This window comes from Streptomyces sp. DF42, from assembly GCF_058267695.1.
Genome location: NZ_CM177859.1, coordinates 4,937,320 through 4,952,680, shown reverse-complemented (window position 1 = coordinate 4,952,680; position 15,361 = coordinate 4,937,320). Strand labels below are relative to the sequence as shown.

The following is a 15,361-nucleotide window of genomic DNA, read 5'->3' as shown; positions in this document are numbered from 1 at the left end:
CCCGGATCGGCTCGGCGCCGTGGTGCCGGGCACGCACTCCCCCATGGTGGCGCGGGTGGAGCAGCGCTGAGCGTTCCGGCCACCGAGGCGGCGTAGCGCCCGGTTCGGCCCGGTTCAAGGGCCCGGTTCAGGAGCCCGGAATCTCGACCGTCTCCAGGTACAGCTTCACAAACCGCTCCACGTCCACCTCCAACGCCACGTCCACGAGCGGCTGTTCGCGCACCCCCTCGTGGATCTCGGACTCTCCGGGGCGCGGGCGGCGGTCGACGACCGTCTGGCCGCGGGCCGGGCCCGGGGCGAGGGAGACCTCGACGGGCAGCAGGCTGGTGGTGATGCCGGCCGGGTCGACGACCGAGCACACCGCGCCCGCGTCGCCGAGGCCGCCCGCCTCCTCTGCCTCGGGGGCCTCGCCCGGGTGGGCCGGCCGGTGGGCGAGGAGTGCGCCCGCCAGCCGGGCGCCGGGCTCGGAGCTGGCGCGCAGCCGGTGCACGGCGGCGCTGGGGACGACGACCTGCGTGAACACGTCCAGGCCGTACATCGTGATCGGCACCCCTGCGGTGAGCAGGACCGCGGCCGCCTCCGGGTCGTGCCAGACGTTGAACTCGGCGACCGGCGTGGCGTTCCCGGTGGCCACAGCGCCGCCCATGAACACGATCCGCTCGATGTTGCCGGTCACCTCCGGGTGGGTGCGCAGGAGCAGCGCGATGTTGGTCAGGGGCGCCGTGGGGATCAGGGTGACCGGGCGCGGGGAGGCGAGGATCTCGCGGCGCAGCAGGGTGACCGCGTCCACGTCGGCGGGGGTGCGGGTGGGCGCGGGCAGGCCGAGGTCGCCCATGCCGTCGACGCCGTGCACGTGCGCCGCGGAGCGCGCCGGTTCGAGCAGCGGGCGCTCGGCCCCCCGGCCGACCGGGATGTCGGGGGCGCCGGCCTGCTCCAGCACGGTCAGGGTGTTGCGGACCACGCCGTCGACATCCGTGTTCCCGGCGACGCAGGTGACGGCCCGCAGGTCGAGCGCCGGGTGGCGTACGGCGAACAGCAGGGCCAGGGCGTCGTCGACACCGGTGTCGCAGTCGATGATCACCGGGATGGGCTGACCGGTCACGGCCGCGCTCCTCTCTCTCCGAGTGCCCCGGCAGGCAACGTCTGCCCGTCAAGAGCGGCGTCCGGTGCACGCTCTCGCCCGTGCCGGGTGCGGGCCCTCGTACGGAACGTACTTGGGCCGGTGCCCGGTGCCCGGTGCGGCGAGTGGGCGGCGCCTCCCACCCCCTTGAGGCGGTGGGAGGCGCGTGCCGGGCGTCGCGGCGAGGCGAACACTGCCTGTCGCGGGGCACTGGCTACGAGGACGACCCTACGCAGCCGCCCACAGTTCGGCGCCACGGGCTGCCGCACATACGCCGATCCGCTCCAGCAGCCGCTCCACCGGTACGGCCCCCGGACGCCGCCCGTCCCGCAGTCGTACGGCCGCCAGGTCGCCCTCGGCCTCCCGCTCGCCGATCACCGCCTGGTACGGCACGAGGCGTGCCGCCCGGATGCGGGCGCCGAGGGTGCCCTGCTCGGGCCCGGCGAGCTCGGCCCGCAGCCCGCGTGCCACGGCCCGGCGCACCACCTCCTGGCCCTGTGCCAGCTGCGCGTCCGACACGGGCAGCACGACGAGTTGCACGGGCGCGAGCCACGCCGGAAAGGCCCCGCCGTGCTCCTCGACCAGCTGCGCCACCGCCCGCTCCACGCTGCCGATGATGCTGCGGTGGACCATGACGGGGCGGTGTTTCGCCCCGTCGGGGCCGATGTAGTGCAGGTCGAAGCGTTCGGGCTGGTGGAAGTCGATCTGGACGGTGGAGAGGGTGGACTCGCGGCCGGCGGAGTCGGTGATCTGGACGTCGATCTTGGGCCCGTAGAAGGCGGCCTCGCCCGCCACGGCGTCGTACGGAACGCCGCTGCCCTCCAGCACCTCCTTCAGCAGCCCGGTGGCCCGCTCCCACAACGCCGGGTCGGCGACGTACTTGCCGCCCTCCCCCGGCAGGGACAGCCGGTAGCGGGCGGCGCGGATGCCGAGGTCGGCGTAGGCGCGGCCGATGAGTGCGAGGGCGTCGCGTGCCTCGTCCACCGCCTGTTCCAGGGTGCAGAAGATGTGGGCGTCGTTGAGCTGGATGGACCGTACGCGGGTCAGGCCGCCGAGGACCCCGGACAGCTCCGACCGGTACATGCCGCCCAACTCGGCGATGCGGAGGGGCAGTTCACGGTAACTGTGGGATCGGGAGCGGTAGATGAGGGCGTGATGGGGGCAGAGACTGGGCCGCAGCACGACCTGTTCGCTGCCCAGTTCCATCGGCGGGAACATGTCGTCGCTGTAGTGGGACCAGTGCCCCGAGATCTCGTAGAGTTCGCGCTTGCCGAGGACGGGCGAGTACACGTGCCGGTAGCCGGCCGCGCGTTCCTGGTCCCGGATGTACTCCTCCAGCGCGTGGCGCACGATCGCCCCGTCGGGCAGCCAGTACGGCAGCCCCGCGCCCATCAGCGGATCGGTGTCGAACAGGTCCAGTTCACGGCCGAGCCTGCGGTGGTCGTACATGGTCGGTCTCCTCGCGATTCAGGGGTCTCACGGGCGAGCGACCGACGACGAAGCCCCGGGGCACTCGCCCCGGGGCTTCGGACATCCAGTCCAGTGATCAGCGCGCCGGGACACTCTCCGGCGTCGTCGTGAACAACGAATGGGCGCGCTTCATGGGAGGACGGTAACGCGGGGCGGGGGAGAGGGCGACTCGTTTTCGGGGGTGGGGCGGGGCGGTCGTGAGTGCCCTTCCGGGCGGGAACGCGAGCGCCCTCCCAGGCGGCGCGGGTGGTGGGGTCGGCCGTGGGTGTGCCGCGGGTAACCCGGACGGACCGGCGCGCTGGTGAGGTGGCTCGGGGAGTGATCCCTTAAAGAGGCAACCGACCGTGACCAGGGAGGACTCCGATGACCCGCACCCCGCACCGTGTCCTCCTCGCCTCCGTGCTGTCCCTGGGGACCCTGGTGGGCGCGAGCGCGTGCAGCCTCGGTGCGCAGGTGCGAGTCCAGACGCCCGCCCCTTCGCGCAGCGCGAAGCCGGCGCCGACCGCGACCGCCCCTCCTTCCTCCCGCCCCCTCACCGAGGCCCAGGCGAACGCCGCGCTGGTGACCGAGGGCGATCTGGGAGCGCCCTGGGCGCCGACACAGGGGACCGCGACCTGGCGGGACGGTGTACTCAAGGCGACCGCCCAGGCACCCGACTGCCGACGGCTTCTCGACGCGCTGTACACCGACGACCTGTTCGGGGCCGCGAGCGGGCCACGAGCCGTGACCGGGCTCGACGACTCCATGGACCAGGCACAGTTGCGCTACCAGGTGCTGGCCCTGTCTCCCGCGGACGTGGACCGGACGCTGGCGTGGATGAAGACCTTGCCGGCGACGTGCGGCCGGTTCACGGCGGTCACCGACTACGGCTCCGTGCAGAGCGTCCAGGTCAGCGAGGCCGAACTGCCCGAGGTCGGGGACGTCCGGCAGGGGCTGCGGCTCACCTTCGCCGGGCGGACGGCCGATGGCGAACCGACCATGCTCACCCTGGACGTCGCCGCGGTCCGCATCGGTGACGACACCATCGCCCTCACCCACGGCGGCCCGGGCGAGGTGTCGGCCGACGCCACGAAGGCCTTCGTACAGGTGGGCGCACAGCGACTGGCCGACGTGCGCAAACAGGCGCGGCTGCGCGTGTAGCGCCGGAGTGCTCCTCCACGCCTGAGTCCGAGGTCGAGTGTGCGCCCGAATCCGCCCTTCGCGCCCGCGTCCGGCGTCTAACCGAGCTTGTCCACCGCCTCCTTGGCCTCCTTCAGGCCCGCGCCCGTCGCCTCCCGGTACGCCTTGATCGCCGCGATCTTCTTGCCGTCCCGCAGCAGGGCGTCCACCTCGTCCGACCACGGCTCCCGCTCGCGCAGCCCCAAGTGGTCAAGGATCAGGTCGAGTTTGTGCTCGACCCGGGCAACTCGCTTGTCCTGGCGGGAGATCCGGCTCTCGATGCTGCCGATGCCGAAGAGTATGAGCAGGGCGATCAGGGAGAAACCCAGTATGTCCATGCCACGATCTTAGGAGGGCTCAGCCGCCTTCCAGCGTCACCCGGTGCGCGACCACGTCGCGCGCCACCTCGAGCACGGTGCGTCCCTGCGTGAAGGCGCGGGCCCGCAGTCGGGCCGTCGCCTCGTCGGCGTCGACCCCGAGCAGCGCCATGATCATGCCGATGGCCTGGTAGACCTTGTCGTGGTCGGTGGCCAGCCCGCCCAGCCAGGGCTCTTCCTCGCCGCTGCCGTCCTCCTCCCGCGGCAGGACCATGAGGGCCAGCGTCATGACACCGGCCACCATCAGCGCACGGTGCAGCTCCTGTTCGGTCAGCCCGCCAGGGGTGGCACGGTAGAGGTCGAGGGTGCCCACGGTCACCGTGTCATTGCCCAGCGGCAGCGAGTACACCGCCCGCACCCCCGCCGCCGTCGCCTGCTGCGCGAACACCGGCCAGCGGCGCACGTCCCGGCCGGCCGTCAGATCGCAGGCGAGCACGGGGGCACCGGACTCGGATGCGTACAGAAACGGCCCGTCGCCGAGAGTGGCCTGGAGTTCCGCGAGATACGAGGCCTGGTCGCTGCTCGCGCCGAGTTGGACCGACATCCCCTCGCCGCGCAGCGACACGCTCGCGCCGACGACCGGCAGCAGCGTCACCGCGACCCTGCACAACCGGGCCGGAATCTCCCCGGGTTGCGCGTCACGCACCCCCTCGGCAATCACCTCGGCGGTCCTGAGCCGGTCCGGGTCGTGCTCCGTCCTTCGCGAACGGGCGTCGTGACCGGACGAGCGGGGCCCTTCCCCGCCGGGGCGGGGGCCGCCGCCAAAGAAGCCGTGACGGTCGTCCTCGGGCCGCACGACCACCGCCTCCTTCGGTCGCAGCGGGGCCAGCTTCGTGTCCGGGCTCCCGATGCGGACCCGCCGAAGCAGGGGGTCGAGGGGATCGGAACCGGCGTCACGCCCGCTCGGGACCGTTGCCCGAGTAACCCTGCCCGCAGGGGTGAAACGCCAGGAAGGGCAGCACAGCACCGTGGGGTCCGCACTGGTCACAGAGGAGGCTGTGCGGGTGCGGGGCCGAGGGTGGTGGTGCCGGGCTCCGTACGGTGGCCGAGGCCCGTCCGGTACGCGTCCAGGGCCGCCTCCACCCGGCCGGTACGGCGCAGCAGGTCGCCGAGCAGCCGGCACAGGTCGGCCAGGTCGCCGGCGGCACCGGCCCGCTCCAGCAGACTCAGCGCACGGACGTAGTGCTCCTCGGCGGCCTCCGTGTCGCGGGCGTCCTCGGCGATGATGCCGAGGAGGCGGTGGGCGGCTGCGGAGTGCAGGGCGCCGCGTTCGGGGCTGAGGTCGCTGAGCACGTCGTGCAGAAGGACCGCGGCCTCGTCGGACCTGCCGCGCCGGTGCAGCACGTCGGCGAGTTCGACGGCGACCTGGCTGCTGTAGAGGGCGGCACGCTTGGCGGAGAGCATGGTGAGCGCCTGCCTCAACTCACCCTCCGCGCGCTCCAGCTCGCCGTTCTGCGCGCACACGTATCCGCGCATCCAGTGGCAGTTGGCGAGCTCGGTGCGCAGCTGGAGTGTCCGGTACAGCTCGGCGGCCCTGGCGAGCGAGGCGTCGGCCTCGTTGATGCGGCCCTCGGCGAGCAGGGTGCGGGCGACCGAGCGGTGCATACGGGCGACGAGCGCGGGATCGCCGGACTGCGGGGCCAGCGCGAGCGCGAACTCGGCGGCCTGCGCGGCCCGGGCGTGGGCGCCCATGTCCATGTAGGGGCCGATCACGCTGGCGTAGAGCAGGAGGAGCGCGTCCGGATCGTGCAGTCCGCCGCGGTTGAGCTCGTCGAGCGTGGACTCCAGCAGGTAGACGGCGTAACGGAGTTCACCGGCCAGGTAGTGGGAGACGGCACGGCCGCGCAGGGCGGGTACCCGGCCGGGCAGCGGTACGTCGGCGAGGGCCCGCTCGGTGCGCTCGAAGTACTTCCGGGCGGCGGCCAGTTCACCGGTGTCCAGGGCGCACTCGCCGAGGCCGAGGAGGGCGACGGCCGACACGTCGGCCAGCTCGTTCTCCTCGGCCTCGGCGAGCAGCGCCGCGTACTGCTCGGCGGCCGCCTCCGCCTCGCCGCCCGCGAGTGTGCGCTGTGCCTCGGTCAGCCTGAGGCGCAGGTCGGTGGCGAGGCGGGCCGGACGCCCGGTGACCAGCTCGTCGTAGGCGATCCCGAGGCGCTCGGCGATGTGCCTCAGCGCCTCGCCGGAGGGGCGGACCCGGCCGGCCTCCAGGGTGGAGATGTAGGCGGGGGTGTAGGCGGGCTCCGCCAACTGCCGCTGGGTGAGTCCGCGTTCGGACCGCAACTGCTGCACTCTGCGACCGATGGTCACCGGATCGTCACGTTCCGACACGACAACTCCCCCTGGCCTCTTGCCGTTGCCCCTCGCCGACCCCTACGTTAAACGGCGTCTTAAGCACGTTTAACACAGCACTGTTGAGACGCTGTTGAGAGGTTGCCGTGCTCCGACACATCTCCGAGCGTTACGCCCGAGGGTTCGGCGCAGCCGTCGTCGCAGTGGCCGCCCTGGTCCTGGCCGCCAACGCGGGCCCGGCCAGGGCGGCCGACGCGAGGCCGGCCGCCCAGGTGCAGCAGGTTCACCACGGGGGCCAGGACGCCCACTGATCAGCAGTTCCAGGTCGCCCAGTACCACTGGCCCTTCAGCTCGCCGCTTGGGAGGAAGACCGGGGCCAGGACGTTGATGCCCGGGAGGCCGCCGTTGTGGCCGTAGTACCAGATGTAGTGGCCGTGGTTGCGACTGCCGTAGTGGACCTCCAGGTAGCCCTGGGAGTGGCGGACGTACGGCGCGAAGAACCAGGCGCCCTGCTGGCCGGCCGGGATGATCGAGGTGTGGGTCTCGGTCGCGGTGTGGGCACTGCCCACCATCCAGGTCTCGGTCTGCGAATCGCTGGACTTCACCCCGGCCTCGAACACGTCGCTGAAGCCGGTGGACACCTCCAGGGACGTCGCCTGCTCGTAGGAGTACTCGGTGCTCGTGGTGTTGGTGTCGGTGCGGGTGAGGGTCACGGGCTGGTTGCTGGCGCAATTGCTGATCACGTTGGAGGCCTGACGCCGCTTGCCGAGTTCGGTCTCGGCGTTCTGCTCGTGGTACTGGCACGAATCGGCGTTGTTGTTGTTGCAGTCCCAGATCACGTCCGGCGCGTCGTCACCCCAGCCGGGGGTGGTGTTGGCGCTGGCCGTCCCCGCGGAGAAGGGGACCAGCAGGAGGGCGAGGGCGGGGACCAGGACGGCCAGTTTTCCGCGGCCGGGCTTCTTGAGCTTCATGTGGGGGGGTTCTCCCGTCGAGGCTGTGGAAGTGCAGCGACGAGATGATGGTCGGAGCCACGGAGTTGTTCGGGCACCCGTTTCATCAGGGAAATCAATCCAATCAATCGCCGCTCGATCACCGTGTGTCACTCACCGCACACCTTCTGGTACGGCACGCCCGGCAGATACGTCTGCCACTGCGTCCGGGTCAGGCCGTTCCCTCCCGTCCGCGCGCACACCGTGTCCACGGCCCGCGCCGGATCGATCGGGTACCGCTGCAGCGGGACGTGGGCGCTGCCCGCGTACACCGTGCGGCCGTCGGAGCTGAAGGCGACGGTGTCGATCTGCTCGCCGGACGTCGTCAGGGGGGAGCCCAGTGGCTGCTGAGTGTGGATGTCCCACAGCTGGAGGCTGCCCGCCTCGCCGCCGACCGCGAGCGTGGTGCCGTCGGGGCTGATCGCGAGGGCGGTGACCGCCTCCGAGGTGTCGCCGAAGACCGCGTCGCCGATGTTCTCGGGGAGGGCGGCGAAGACGCTGGGCAGGGTCCCCGACCGCTGTCGCACCTTCCCGTCCCACAGCGCCACACGGCCGGTCTGGTCGCCCGCGGCCAGCAGCGAGCCGTCCGCGGCGAAGGCGAGTGCGCCGATGTCCTCGCTCTGGACCAGGTTCCGGCCCGTGACCCGGCCGGACGGCAGGGCGGCAACCCGGTTGTCGCCGACCAGCGCACTGCCGTCGCGGTTGACGGCGAGGTGGATGCTGGACAGGGACTTGAGAACGGCCGTCCGGCGGTGGTGCACCAGGTCCCAGACCTCGTCGGTGCAGGTGCCGATGCCGGGTGTGCGGGCGGCGTAGAGCGTGCCGGCCTCCCGGCCCAGGGCGATGGTCACCACCGCACCGGCCGATGTCCCGGTCGCGAGGTTGAGCGTCGTACGAACCCGGCGCCCGGTGAGGTCCCAGACCGTGAGGCGCTGTGCGGACACCTGGCTGCTGGGGGCCGCGACGGAGTACGCCAGCGTCCTGCTGTCGGGGGAGAAGGCCAGCAGAGCGGACGTGTACTCGGGGACCACCGGGGAGGAGGGGTCGCGGGAGACGGGGACGGGCGGGGCGGGCAGCGTGTGCAGCAGCCGGCCGTCGGCGGTGTCGCGGAGCCGGACGGTGTAGTGGTCGCCGGTGCGTTCGGCGGTGGCGAGGGTGCGGCCGTCGGGGCTGAGCAGCACGTTGTCCTGCGGGGTGCCCTGCCAGTCGGTGGTGACGGCGGCCGGGATCCACAGCGAGTGCACGGTGCCGCCCTCCAGATAGCGCAGCACGGACTGCTCGCCGTCCCAGGCCAGAGCGCCGTACAGGTGCTGGTTGTTCAGGGAGTACCGGAAGAACGGGGCGTTGGTCTCCGGCCGCCACACCCTGACCTCCCGGCCGTCGACGGTCGCCAGCAGCTTGCCGTCCTTGCTGAAGGCGAGGGACTTCACCCCGGTGTCCGCGAGGTCGGCCTGCCGTTTCCCGGACCTCAGGTCCCAGACGCGGACCCCCGTCGAGGTCACCGCGGCGAGCCTCCCCCCGCCTTCGGCCGGGGCGACCCCCGTCTCGCTTCGCTCGCCGCCGCCCAGGACCAGGTTCGACCGGCCCTCGCCGCAGGCTCCGCTCTCCTTCTCCCAGTGCCCGTGCACGGTGCGCCCGCTGCTCAGGTCCCGTACCCGCGGTGCCCTGGCGCCGACGGGGCAGACCGCGAGCAGCCGACCGTCGGCGCTCATCGCGACCACGTTCAGGCTCGCCGCCTGCGTCCGGTACAGCAGGCCGCCGTCCGCAGCCGAGCGCACCTGGACCGTGGAGTCGTCCATGTCGGTCACGACGTAGTTGCTGCCGCTGAAGTCGACGACCGCGTGCGCCGCCAGCCGGTCGCCGCGCCATCGCCCGGTGGCCGTGTCCCACAGCTGTACCCCGTGCTCCTGGGCGACCGCCAGCAGCCGTCCGTCGGGGCTCGCCGCCTGCACGCTGCCATCCGCGGGCAGCCGTCCGGAGGCGATGCGGCGGTGGTGTGCCACGTCCCAGGTGCGCCAGGTGCGGCCGTCGACGCTGAGCAGCGTACGGCCGGAATTCGTCAGGTGGCGGACGACCCCGTCGCCCGTCGCCGGGTCGCTGAGGGAGTCCGCCTCCGGCTGCCCGAGCGCGCCCAGCAGCGCCCCGCGGGTCTCCGGCAGACGGGCCGTGCGCCAGGCGCCGACGCCGAGCAGCTGAGCGGTGCGCGGGTCGGTCGTCCGCAGACCGTCCGAAACGGAGGCGATACGGCGAGCCGCGTCCTCGGTGCTCCGGCGCTCGTTGTCCCGGCTCTGCGTCCACGCGGACAGGCCGGCGATCAGGGCGATCGCGAGGACGGCCGCCAGGACGCCGACCGCGGTGCGTGCCCGGAGCGTGGAGCGGGCGGCGACCCGGCGTTCCGCGTCGCGGGCCGCGAACGCGGCGGTCAGGAAGTCCCGCTCCGTCGCGGTCAGCGAAGGCTCCTGCGTGGGATCCGGGAAGTGCTCCTCGGCGCGGTCGAGCCGGCTGCCCCGGTACAGGGCGCCGGGGTCGCGGTCGTGCTCCAGCCAGGTGCGGGCGTCATCGGTCAGCGCCCGGTGCCTCAACAGCCGCTCGCGGTCCTGCTCGATCCAGCCCTGCAGCCGCGGCCAGCAGGTGATCAGTGCCTCATGGGCGAGGTGGACGCCCTCCTCGTCGGCGGTCAGCAGCCGCGCCCGGGCCAGCCGCTCCACGACCACCGGGACGTCGGGGTCGGCCCACTCGTCCCGTTCGGAGAGGGTGAGGGGGCGGCGGGTGTCGGCGGTGCCCCGGCCCGGCTCGATCAGGCGCAGCAGCAGGTGGCATGCGGCGTCCCGCTGCGGTGCGGTGAGCTGCCCGTACACCTCCTCGGCGCTCGCCGCGATCGCGCCGCGGACCCCGCCGGCCGCCTCGTACGCGGCCAGTGTCAGCATCCGGCCCTTGCGCCGGCGCCAGGTCTCCAGCAGGACGTGCGAGAGCATCGGCAGGCCGCCGGGCTGGTCGAGGACCTCCTCGACGATCTTCGCGGTCAGTTCCCGCTCCACCAGGTGCCCGACCGCCTGCGCCGGTCTGACCACCGCGTCCCGCAGCTCGTCGGCGGTCATCGGGCCGACCAGGAGTCCGGCGCCGGACAGGGCGTCCGCCAGTTCGCGGTGCTCGGCGCAGCGGGCGTAGAAATCGGCCCGTACGGCGATGAGGACCTTCAGCCGGCGGTCCGGGTCGCGGGCGGCGAGCAGCAGGTCGAGGAAGCGGGCGCGCTCGGCGCGGTCCCGGCAGAGGGTGAAGACCTCCTCGAACTGGTCGACCACCACCCAGCTCTCCGGCTCCCCCTCGGCGGGTGTGAGCAGATGACCGTACGTCTGCGCGGGCCGGTCCCCCGGTGTGAGGACACGCAGGACCGCCGGCCGGCCGCGGCTCGCGATCTCGTCCCTGAGCCGCGGTATGAGACCGGCCCTGAGCAGGGACGACTTTCCGCTGCCCGAAGCGCCGAACAGCACCGCGAAACGGTGGTCGCACACCAGCCGGCTCAGCTCCTCGACCAGCCGGTCCCGGCCGAAGAAGAGCTGCCGGTCGTCCGGCTCGAACCGGGTGAGGCCCCGGTACGGCGGCGGCATCTCCTCGTCCTCTTCGCGCGCCGTCCCCGCCGCGTCGGCCTCGGCCTCCTTCAGCCGCGCCTCCCACTCGGCGGGATCAGCCCCGCAGGCGGACGCGAACCCGCGGACGGCGGCGAGCGACGGCAAGCGCTCGCCGGCCGCGGCCTGCGACAGCGTTGTCGCGGAGAACCCGGCGGTCTGGGCCATCGCCCGGTACGAGGGGCTGCCGGCGGCCTTGCGCAGCTCGCGCAGTTGATGTGCGAGGCGCTGCACGGGACCGGCCTCGGGATCCACAGGTCTTTCGGGTCGACCCACGGCACGCTCCTCTGCACCACTGGCGGCTTTCGTAAGACTTTCGTATGCGTCCGGAGTGACGAAAACCTTACGTCCCGACAAATTACGCGTTACTGGCTCACCGGAACTGAAGTGAATTGATTGCTTTGACACATGGGACGTGCCAATCAACCTTCCGGTTGCGAGTCTCGGCAGTGACTTCAGCAACGAGGAGAACGGCACCCCGTGTACGCCAGCGTCCTTTGCCATCTCGGCTTGGCGGCAGTCGTCTCATCCGCCCTGGTCGCGGGGATCGCGGTGTCCGCGTTGTCATCCCCGTCCACCGCCGCACCGGTCGTGCGGCTTCGCGCGGAACCTGCTGCTCCGCAGACCGCCGCGCCCTGCCCGACGTTGATCAGTTCGGTCAAAATCCGTCTCGAGTTCGATGGAAAGCCCTTCCACTGAACTCCCGGCTTGCCAGTCTTCGTCCCGACCTCCCGGATGTCATGTCCGGAACGAGTGGACCGTCGACTGGAGCCCCCCATGCCCCCAGCAGTCAGCACCACCACGCCCCACCGTCTCGCCAGGACCGCCGCCGTGGCCGGCAGCGCAGCCGTCCTCGCCCTCGCCCTGCCGGGCAGCGCCTGGGCCGGCGTCCTGCAGAACCTGCCGGAGAACGCGACCGCGTTCCAGAAGAACTTCGAGCCCCTGTACGACTACGACACGGACAGCTGCTACCCGGCCGCCGCCATCGACCCGAGCGGCACCCTCAACGGCGGACTCAAGCCGACCGGTCCGATCACCGGCGAGTGCCGCTCCGGCCACCTCGGCCGGGCCAACACCTACTCGCGGGCCAAGTGCAACAACGGCTGGTGCGGGATCATCTACGCCGGCTACTTCGAGAAGGACGAGGCGTCCCCGGGCATCGGCCACCGCCACGACTGGGAGTGCATGGTCGTCTGGGTCGAGCAGGGCGCCGACACCCCGTCGTACCTGTCCGCGTCCGCCCACGGCGGCTTCAGCACACACCCGGTCGCCGACGTCCCGATGAGCGGACAGCGCGTCGAGGCCGTCTACCACAAGGACGGCGCGTCCACCCACGCCTTCCGCTTCGCCAAGTGGGGCGAGACGCCGGAGAACGACACGGGTGCCTGGCACCAGGAGAACCTGATCACCTGGGACAACCTGGCGTCCAACCTCCGCGACATCCTGAACGCCTCCGACTGGGGCAACGCCAACTTCCCGCTCCAGGACGGCAAGTTCGCCGACCACCTCAACAAGGCCAAGCCGAGCGGCATCGCGTTCGACCCGTACGCCTGACCCGAACGGGCGGTGGCCGCCGGGCCACGGAATTGATTGCCCGCATGAACCGGCGTGCCTATCAACCATCCCCCTGCCAGGCTCTTGTACCGGGACCCCCACCCACGGCCGCCGACGCACACTCCCCCCGTAGCGTCGGCGGCCGTTCTGCGTACGCTGCCGTGGTGACCTCTCCCGCCGCCCGCACCGCGCTGGATCTCACCGCCGCCCTCCCTGTCGCCGGCCTGGAGGACTTCTACCGGGATCTGCACCGGCACCCCGAACTGTCCCTCCAGGAGCACCGCACGGCCGCCAAGCTCACCGAGCGGCTCACCAAGGCGGGGTACGAGACCGCCGAGGGCATCGGCGGCACCGGAGTCGCCGGGCTGCTGCGCAACGGCGACGGGCCCGTCGTCCTCCTGCGCGCCGACATGGACGCGCTGCCCGTCCAGGAGGAGACCGGGCTGCCGTACGCGTCCGAGGTGCCCGGTGTGATGCACGCCTGCGGGCACGATCTGCACGTGACCTGGCTGGCGGGCGCGGCCGAGGCGCTGGCCGCCGGGCGGGACGCCTGGTCCGGGACGCTGCTCGTGGTGGGCCAGCCCGCCGAGGAGACCGGACAGGGCGCGGCACGGATGGTCGCGGACGGGCTGTACGAACGTTTCGTACGGCCCGACGTGCTGCTCGGGCAGCATGCGGCTCCCGGTCCGGTCGGCTTCTACGCCCATTCGCCGGGCCTGATCATGTCGGCGTCGACCGACGTCGACATCGTCGTGCACGGCACGGGCGGACACGGTTCGCGGCCGGAGACGACCGTCGACCCGGTGGTGACGGCCGCGTACCTGGTGACCCGGCTGCAGACGGTCGTCTCCCGGGAGATCGCCGCCCGCGAGTCCGCGGTGCTGACCGTCGGGCGGATCGAGGCGGGCACCCGGCACAACATCATCCCGTCCGAGGCCCGCATCTCCCTCAACCTGCGCACCCAGTCGGACGAGGTGCGCGAGCGGATGATCGCCGCGATCCGGCGCATCGCGGCCGGCGAGGCGCTCGCCGCCGGATGCCCGCGGGAGCCCGAGGTGATGGTGGGTGCGACCTTCCCGGTGACCATGAACGACGCCGACACCGACCGCCGGGTCGCGGCCGTGCACGAGGAGGTGCTCGGGGCGGGGACAGTGCTGGACTTCGGCCCCGTGATGGGCAGCGAGGACTTCCCGATTCTGGCGCGGGGCGGGATCCCGTACTCCTACTGGTTCGTCACGACGACCCCGGCCGAGGTGTGGGACGCGGCGCCCGGCACCGACCTGATGGAGAAGTTCCTGGCCGTCCCGAGCAACCACAGCCCCCGCTTCGGGCCGGACCTGTCGACGATCACCCCGGGCGTGCGGACCCTGGTCTCGGCCGCCCTCGAATACCTCGCCTAGCCCCCGCCTAGCCCTGCGTCTGCAGCTGCCGCAACTGCCGCTGGACGTGGTCCAGCGCGCCCTGCCGACGCCCCGGCACGCGGGCGCGCAGGTCGGCGAGCGACGCCCCGAGCTCCCGCGCCGCCGTCGCGTCGCGGACCTGCCCCCACTGGTGGTGCGCCCGGTCCACGGCCGCCTCGACGGCCGCCGTGTCCGGGCGCTGCCCGGCCGACAACCGTGCGGCGGCCACGCCCAGCCAGGTACGGCAGCTGCGCGACGGATCCCCGGCGAACATCGCCAGGTCCGCGCGCACCTCGGCCCAGTGCAGGGCCTGTTCGGACCCCGGCCCGTGCGCCCGCACGGCGGCTTGTTCGTGGTGGGCGGCGAGCGCATCGGCATCGGGATGGCGCCCGGACCGGACGGCGACGGAGATGGCGGAGTGAGGATCGGCCTCACCGGCCGCACCGCTGTGGCGCCGGTCGGCATCAGTCAGCCGGTCGGGCGGCGCAACCGGCAGGAGATCCGCACCAGTCAGCCCGTCCGGCGGCGCAACCGGCAGGAGATCCGCACCAGTCAGCCCGTCCGGCGGCCCAACCGGCAGGAGAACCGCACCAGTCAGCCCGTCCGGCGTTTGAGGACGAGGCGGTTCAGGCCGATACGGGGGTCCGGGGGCGTAGCCCCCGGGGACAGCGGCCCCCGCGACACCCGGCGCCGCCAGCACGAGGTCCGCGTACCCGTCCACGCCCACCCGGGCCAGCGCCTGCTGGTGAAGCTCCGCCAGTTCGGGCCGGTGGCCACTGCGCAGGATCGTCGCCACGGCCTTCATGTACGTCGGCACAGCGACCGTGCGCCGGGACGGCGGCGGTGCGATACGCCCGTAGACGGCGTTGTTGCGCCCGGAGTCGAGGGGGTTCGCCCGCAGCCACTCCCAGGTCTCGGGGTCCGCGTGCAGGTCGAGGACGAGGGTCGTGGATCCGGCCGCGCGCAGCCGCAGTTCCTCCCGGATCCAGTGCCAGGGCAGAGCGGTGTAGCGCACCGTCGAGGGCGTCGTGCGGGCCAGCGCCAGGTGGGGCAGCCGCTGGCGCCGGTCGAGCTGCAGCTGTCCGGCGACGAAGACCGTGAGCGGCCCGGGGGCAGCCGCGGCCGCCCGCAGCCGGGTGAGCACGGCCTGCGGCTCCAGCGGGTCGGCGAGTTCGACGACGTTGGCCGTCTCCGTGCCGGACAGGACGCCGGGCGGGACGGCCGCGAGCACGGGGAGCACGGACGCCGCGTCCACCAGACAGCCCTTGGCCGCCGGGGATGCGGCGAGCAACAGCACGGTTCCCGGCATCGTTCCCTCCCCATCCCCCGTCGATCACTTAGGCAGCACCGTAACCGCTGCGGCTGCAAAGGTGGGTCT

Annotated in this window: 13 protein-coding genes; 5 read left to right on the top strand and 8 right to left on the bottom strand. The window is 72.5% G+C overall.

Going from position 1 to position 15,361, the window contains the following annotated elements:
- Nucleotides 1-127: 127 nt before the first annotated feature.
- Nucleotides 128-1,102, bottom strand: a complete 975-nt coding sequence (locus ACYUED_RS22615; protein WP_491294095.1) for a nucleoside hydrolase — start codon at nucleotides 1,100-1,102, stop codon at nucleotides 128-130.
- Between the two features lie 246 nt (nucleotides 1,103-1,348).
- Nucleotides 1,349-2,569: a threonine--tRNA ligase gene (gene thrS / locus ACYUED_RS22610; protein ID WP_491294094.1), complete on the bottom strand. Its 1,221-nt coding sequence runs from the start codon at nucleotides 2,567-2,569 to the stop codon at nucleotides 1,349-1,351.
- A 384-nt stretch (nucleotides 2,570-2,953) separates the two neighbouring features.
- Between thrS and ACYUED_RS22605 the strand changes: the two genes are divergently transcribed.
- Complete coding sequence (locus ACYUED_RS22605; protein ID WP_491294093.1) at nucleotides 2,954-3,730, top strand: hypothetical protein; 777 nt, start codon at nucleotides 2,954-2,956, stop codon at nucleotides 3,728-3,730.
- 77 nt (nucleotides 3,731-3,807) lie between these two features.
- Here ACYUED_RS22605 and ACYUED_RS22600 read toward each other — a convergent pair whose 3' ends face one another.
- The 3 genes from ACYUED_RS22600 to ACYUED_RS22590 form a co-directional block, all read right to left on the bottom strand.
- The gene (locus tag ACYUED_RS22600) at nucleotides 3,808-4,086 is read right to left on the bottom strand and encodes a ribosomal protein L7/L12 (RefSeq protein WP_491294092.1); all 279 of its coding nucleotides are present in this window, start codon (nucleotides 4,084-4,086) and stop codon (nucleotides 3,808-3,810) included.
- 19 nt (nucleotides 4,087-4,105) lie between these two features.
- Nucleotides 4,106-4,927: a GAF and ANTAR domain-containing protein gene (locus ACYUED_RS22595; RefSeq protein ID WP_491294090.1), complete on the bottom strand. Its 822-nt coding sequence runs from the start codon at nucleotides 4,925-4,927 to the stop codon at nucleotides 4,106-4,108.
- A gap of 182 nt (nucleotides 4,928-5,109) precedes the next feature.
- A complete protein-coding gene (locus ACYUED_RS22590) occupies nucleotides 5,110-6,453 on the bottom strand; it encodes a helix-turn-helix domain-containing protein (protein ID WP_491294088.1) in 1,344 nt (447 codons plus the stop codon).
- A 107-nt stretch (nucleotides 6,454-6,560) separates the two neighbouring features.
- Here ACYUED_RS22590 and ACYUED_RS22585 point away from each other — a divergent pair, with 107 nt between their 5' ends.
- On the top strand, nucleotides 6,561-6,725 hold the full coding sequence (locus tag ACYUED_RS22585; RefSeq protein WP_491294087.1) for a hypothetical protein: 165 nt from the start codon (nucleotides 6,561-6,563) through the stop codon (nucleotides 6,723-6,725).
- Here ACYUED_RS22585 and ACYUED_RS22580 read toward each other — a convergent pair whose 3' ends face one another.
- Nucleotides 6,726-7,385, bottom strand: a complete 660-nt coding sequence (locus ACYUED_RS22580; RefSeq protein ID WP_491294085.1) for a hypothetical protein — start codon at nucleotides 7,383-7,385, stop codon at nucleotides 6,726-6,728.
- A gap of 128 nt (nucleotides 7,386-7,513) precedes the next feature.
- Nucleotides 7,514-11,305 carry an nSTAND1 domain-containing NTPase gene (locus ACYUED_RS22575; protein ID WP_491294084.1) on the bottom strand — a complete coding sequence of 1,264 codons (3,792 nt, stop codon included), beginning with the start codon at nucleotides 11,303-11,305 and terminating at the stop codon, nucleotides 7,514-7,516.
- Between the two features lie 204 nt (nucleotides 11,306-11,509).
- Here ACYUED_RS22575 and ACYUED_RS22570 point away from each other — a divergent pair, with 204 nt between their 5' ends.
- From ACYUED_RS22570 to ACYUED_RS22560, 3 genes are all read left to right on the top strand, one after another.
- Nucleotides 11,510-11,728, top strand: coding sequence for a hypothetical protein (locus tag ACYUED_RS22570; RefSeq protein ID WP_491294082.1), 219 nt, complete (start codon nucleotides 11,510-11,512; stop codon nucleotides 11,726-11,728).
- 78 nt (nucleotides 11,729-11,806) lie between these two features.
- On the top strand, nucleotides 11,807-12,583 hold the full coding sequence (locus ACYUED_RS22565; RefSeq protein ID WP_491294081.1) for an NPP1 family protein: 777 nt from the start codon (nucleotides 11,807-11,809) through the stop codon (nucleotides 12,581-12,583).
- Between the two features lie 164 nt (nucleotides 12,584-12,747).
- The gene (locus ACYUED_RS22560) at nucleotides 12,748-13,983 is read left to right on the top strand and encodes an amidohydrolase (RefSeq protein WP_491294079.1); all 1,236 of its coding nucleotides are present in this window, start codon (nucleotides 12,748-12,750) and stop codon (nucleotides 13,981-13,983) included.
- A gap of 7 nt (nucleotides 13,984-13,990) precedes the next feature.
- Here the strand turns inward: ACYUED_RS22560 and ACYUED_RS22555 are convergent, their stop codons facing one another.
- Nucleotides 13,991-15,292 carry a hypothetical protein gene (locus ACYUED_RS22555; RefSeq protein ID WP_491294077.1) on the bottom strand — a complete coding sequence of 434 codons (1,302 nt, stop codon included), beginning with the start codon at nucleotides 15,290-15,292 and terminating at the stop codon, nucleotides 13,991-13,993.
- Nucleotides 15,293-15,361: the final 69 nt, after the last annotated feature.

Coding starts and splice junctions, on each gene's coding strand:
- thrS (WP_491294094.1), bottom strand. CDS start 2,569: ATGTACGACCACCGCAGGCTCGGCCGTGAACTGGACCTGTTCGACACC.
- ACYUED_RS22605 (WP_491294093.1), top strand. CDS start 2,954: ATGACCCGCACCCCGCACCGTGTCCTCCTCGCCTCCGTGCTGTCCCTG.
- ACYUED_RS22600 (WP_491294092.1), bottom strand. CDS start 4,086: ATGGACATACTGGGTTTCTCCCTGATCGCCCTGCTCATACTCTTCGGC.
- ACYUED_RS22580 (WP_491294085.1), bottom strand. CDS start 7,385: ATGAAGCTCAAGAAGCCCGGCCGCGGAAAACTGGCCGTCCTGGTCCCC.
- ACYUED_RS22565 (WP_491294081.1), top strand. CDS start 11,807: ATGCCCCCAGCAGTCAGCACCACCACGCCCCACCGTCTCGCCAGGACC.
- ACYUED_RS22555 (WP_491294077.1), bottom strand. CDS start 15,292: ATGCCGGGAACCGTGCTGTTGCTCGCCGCATCCCCGGCGGCCAAGGGC.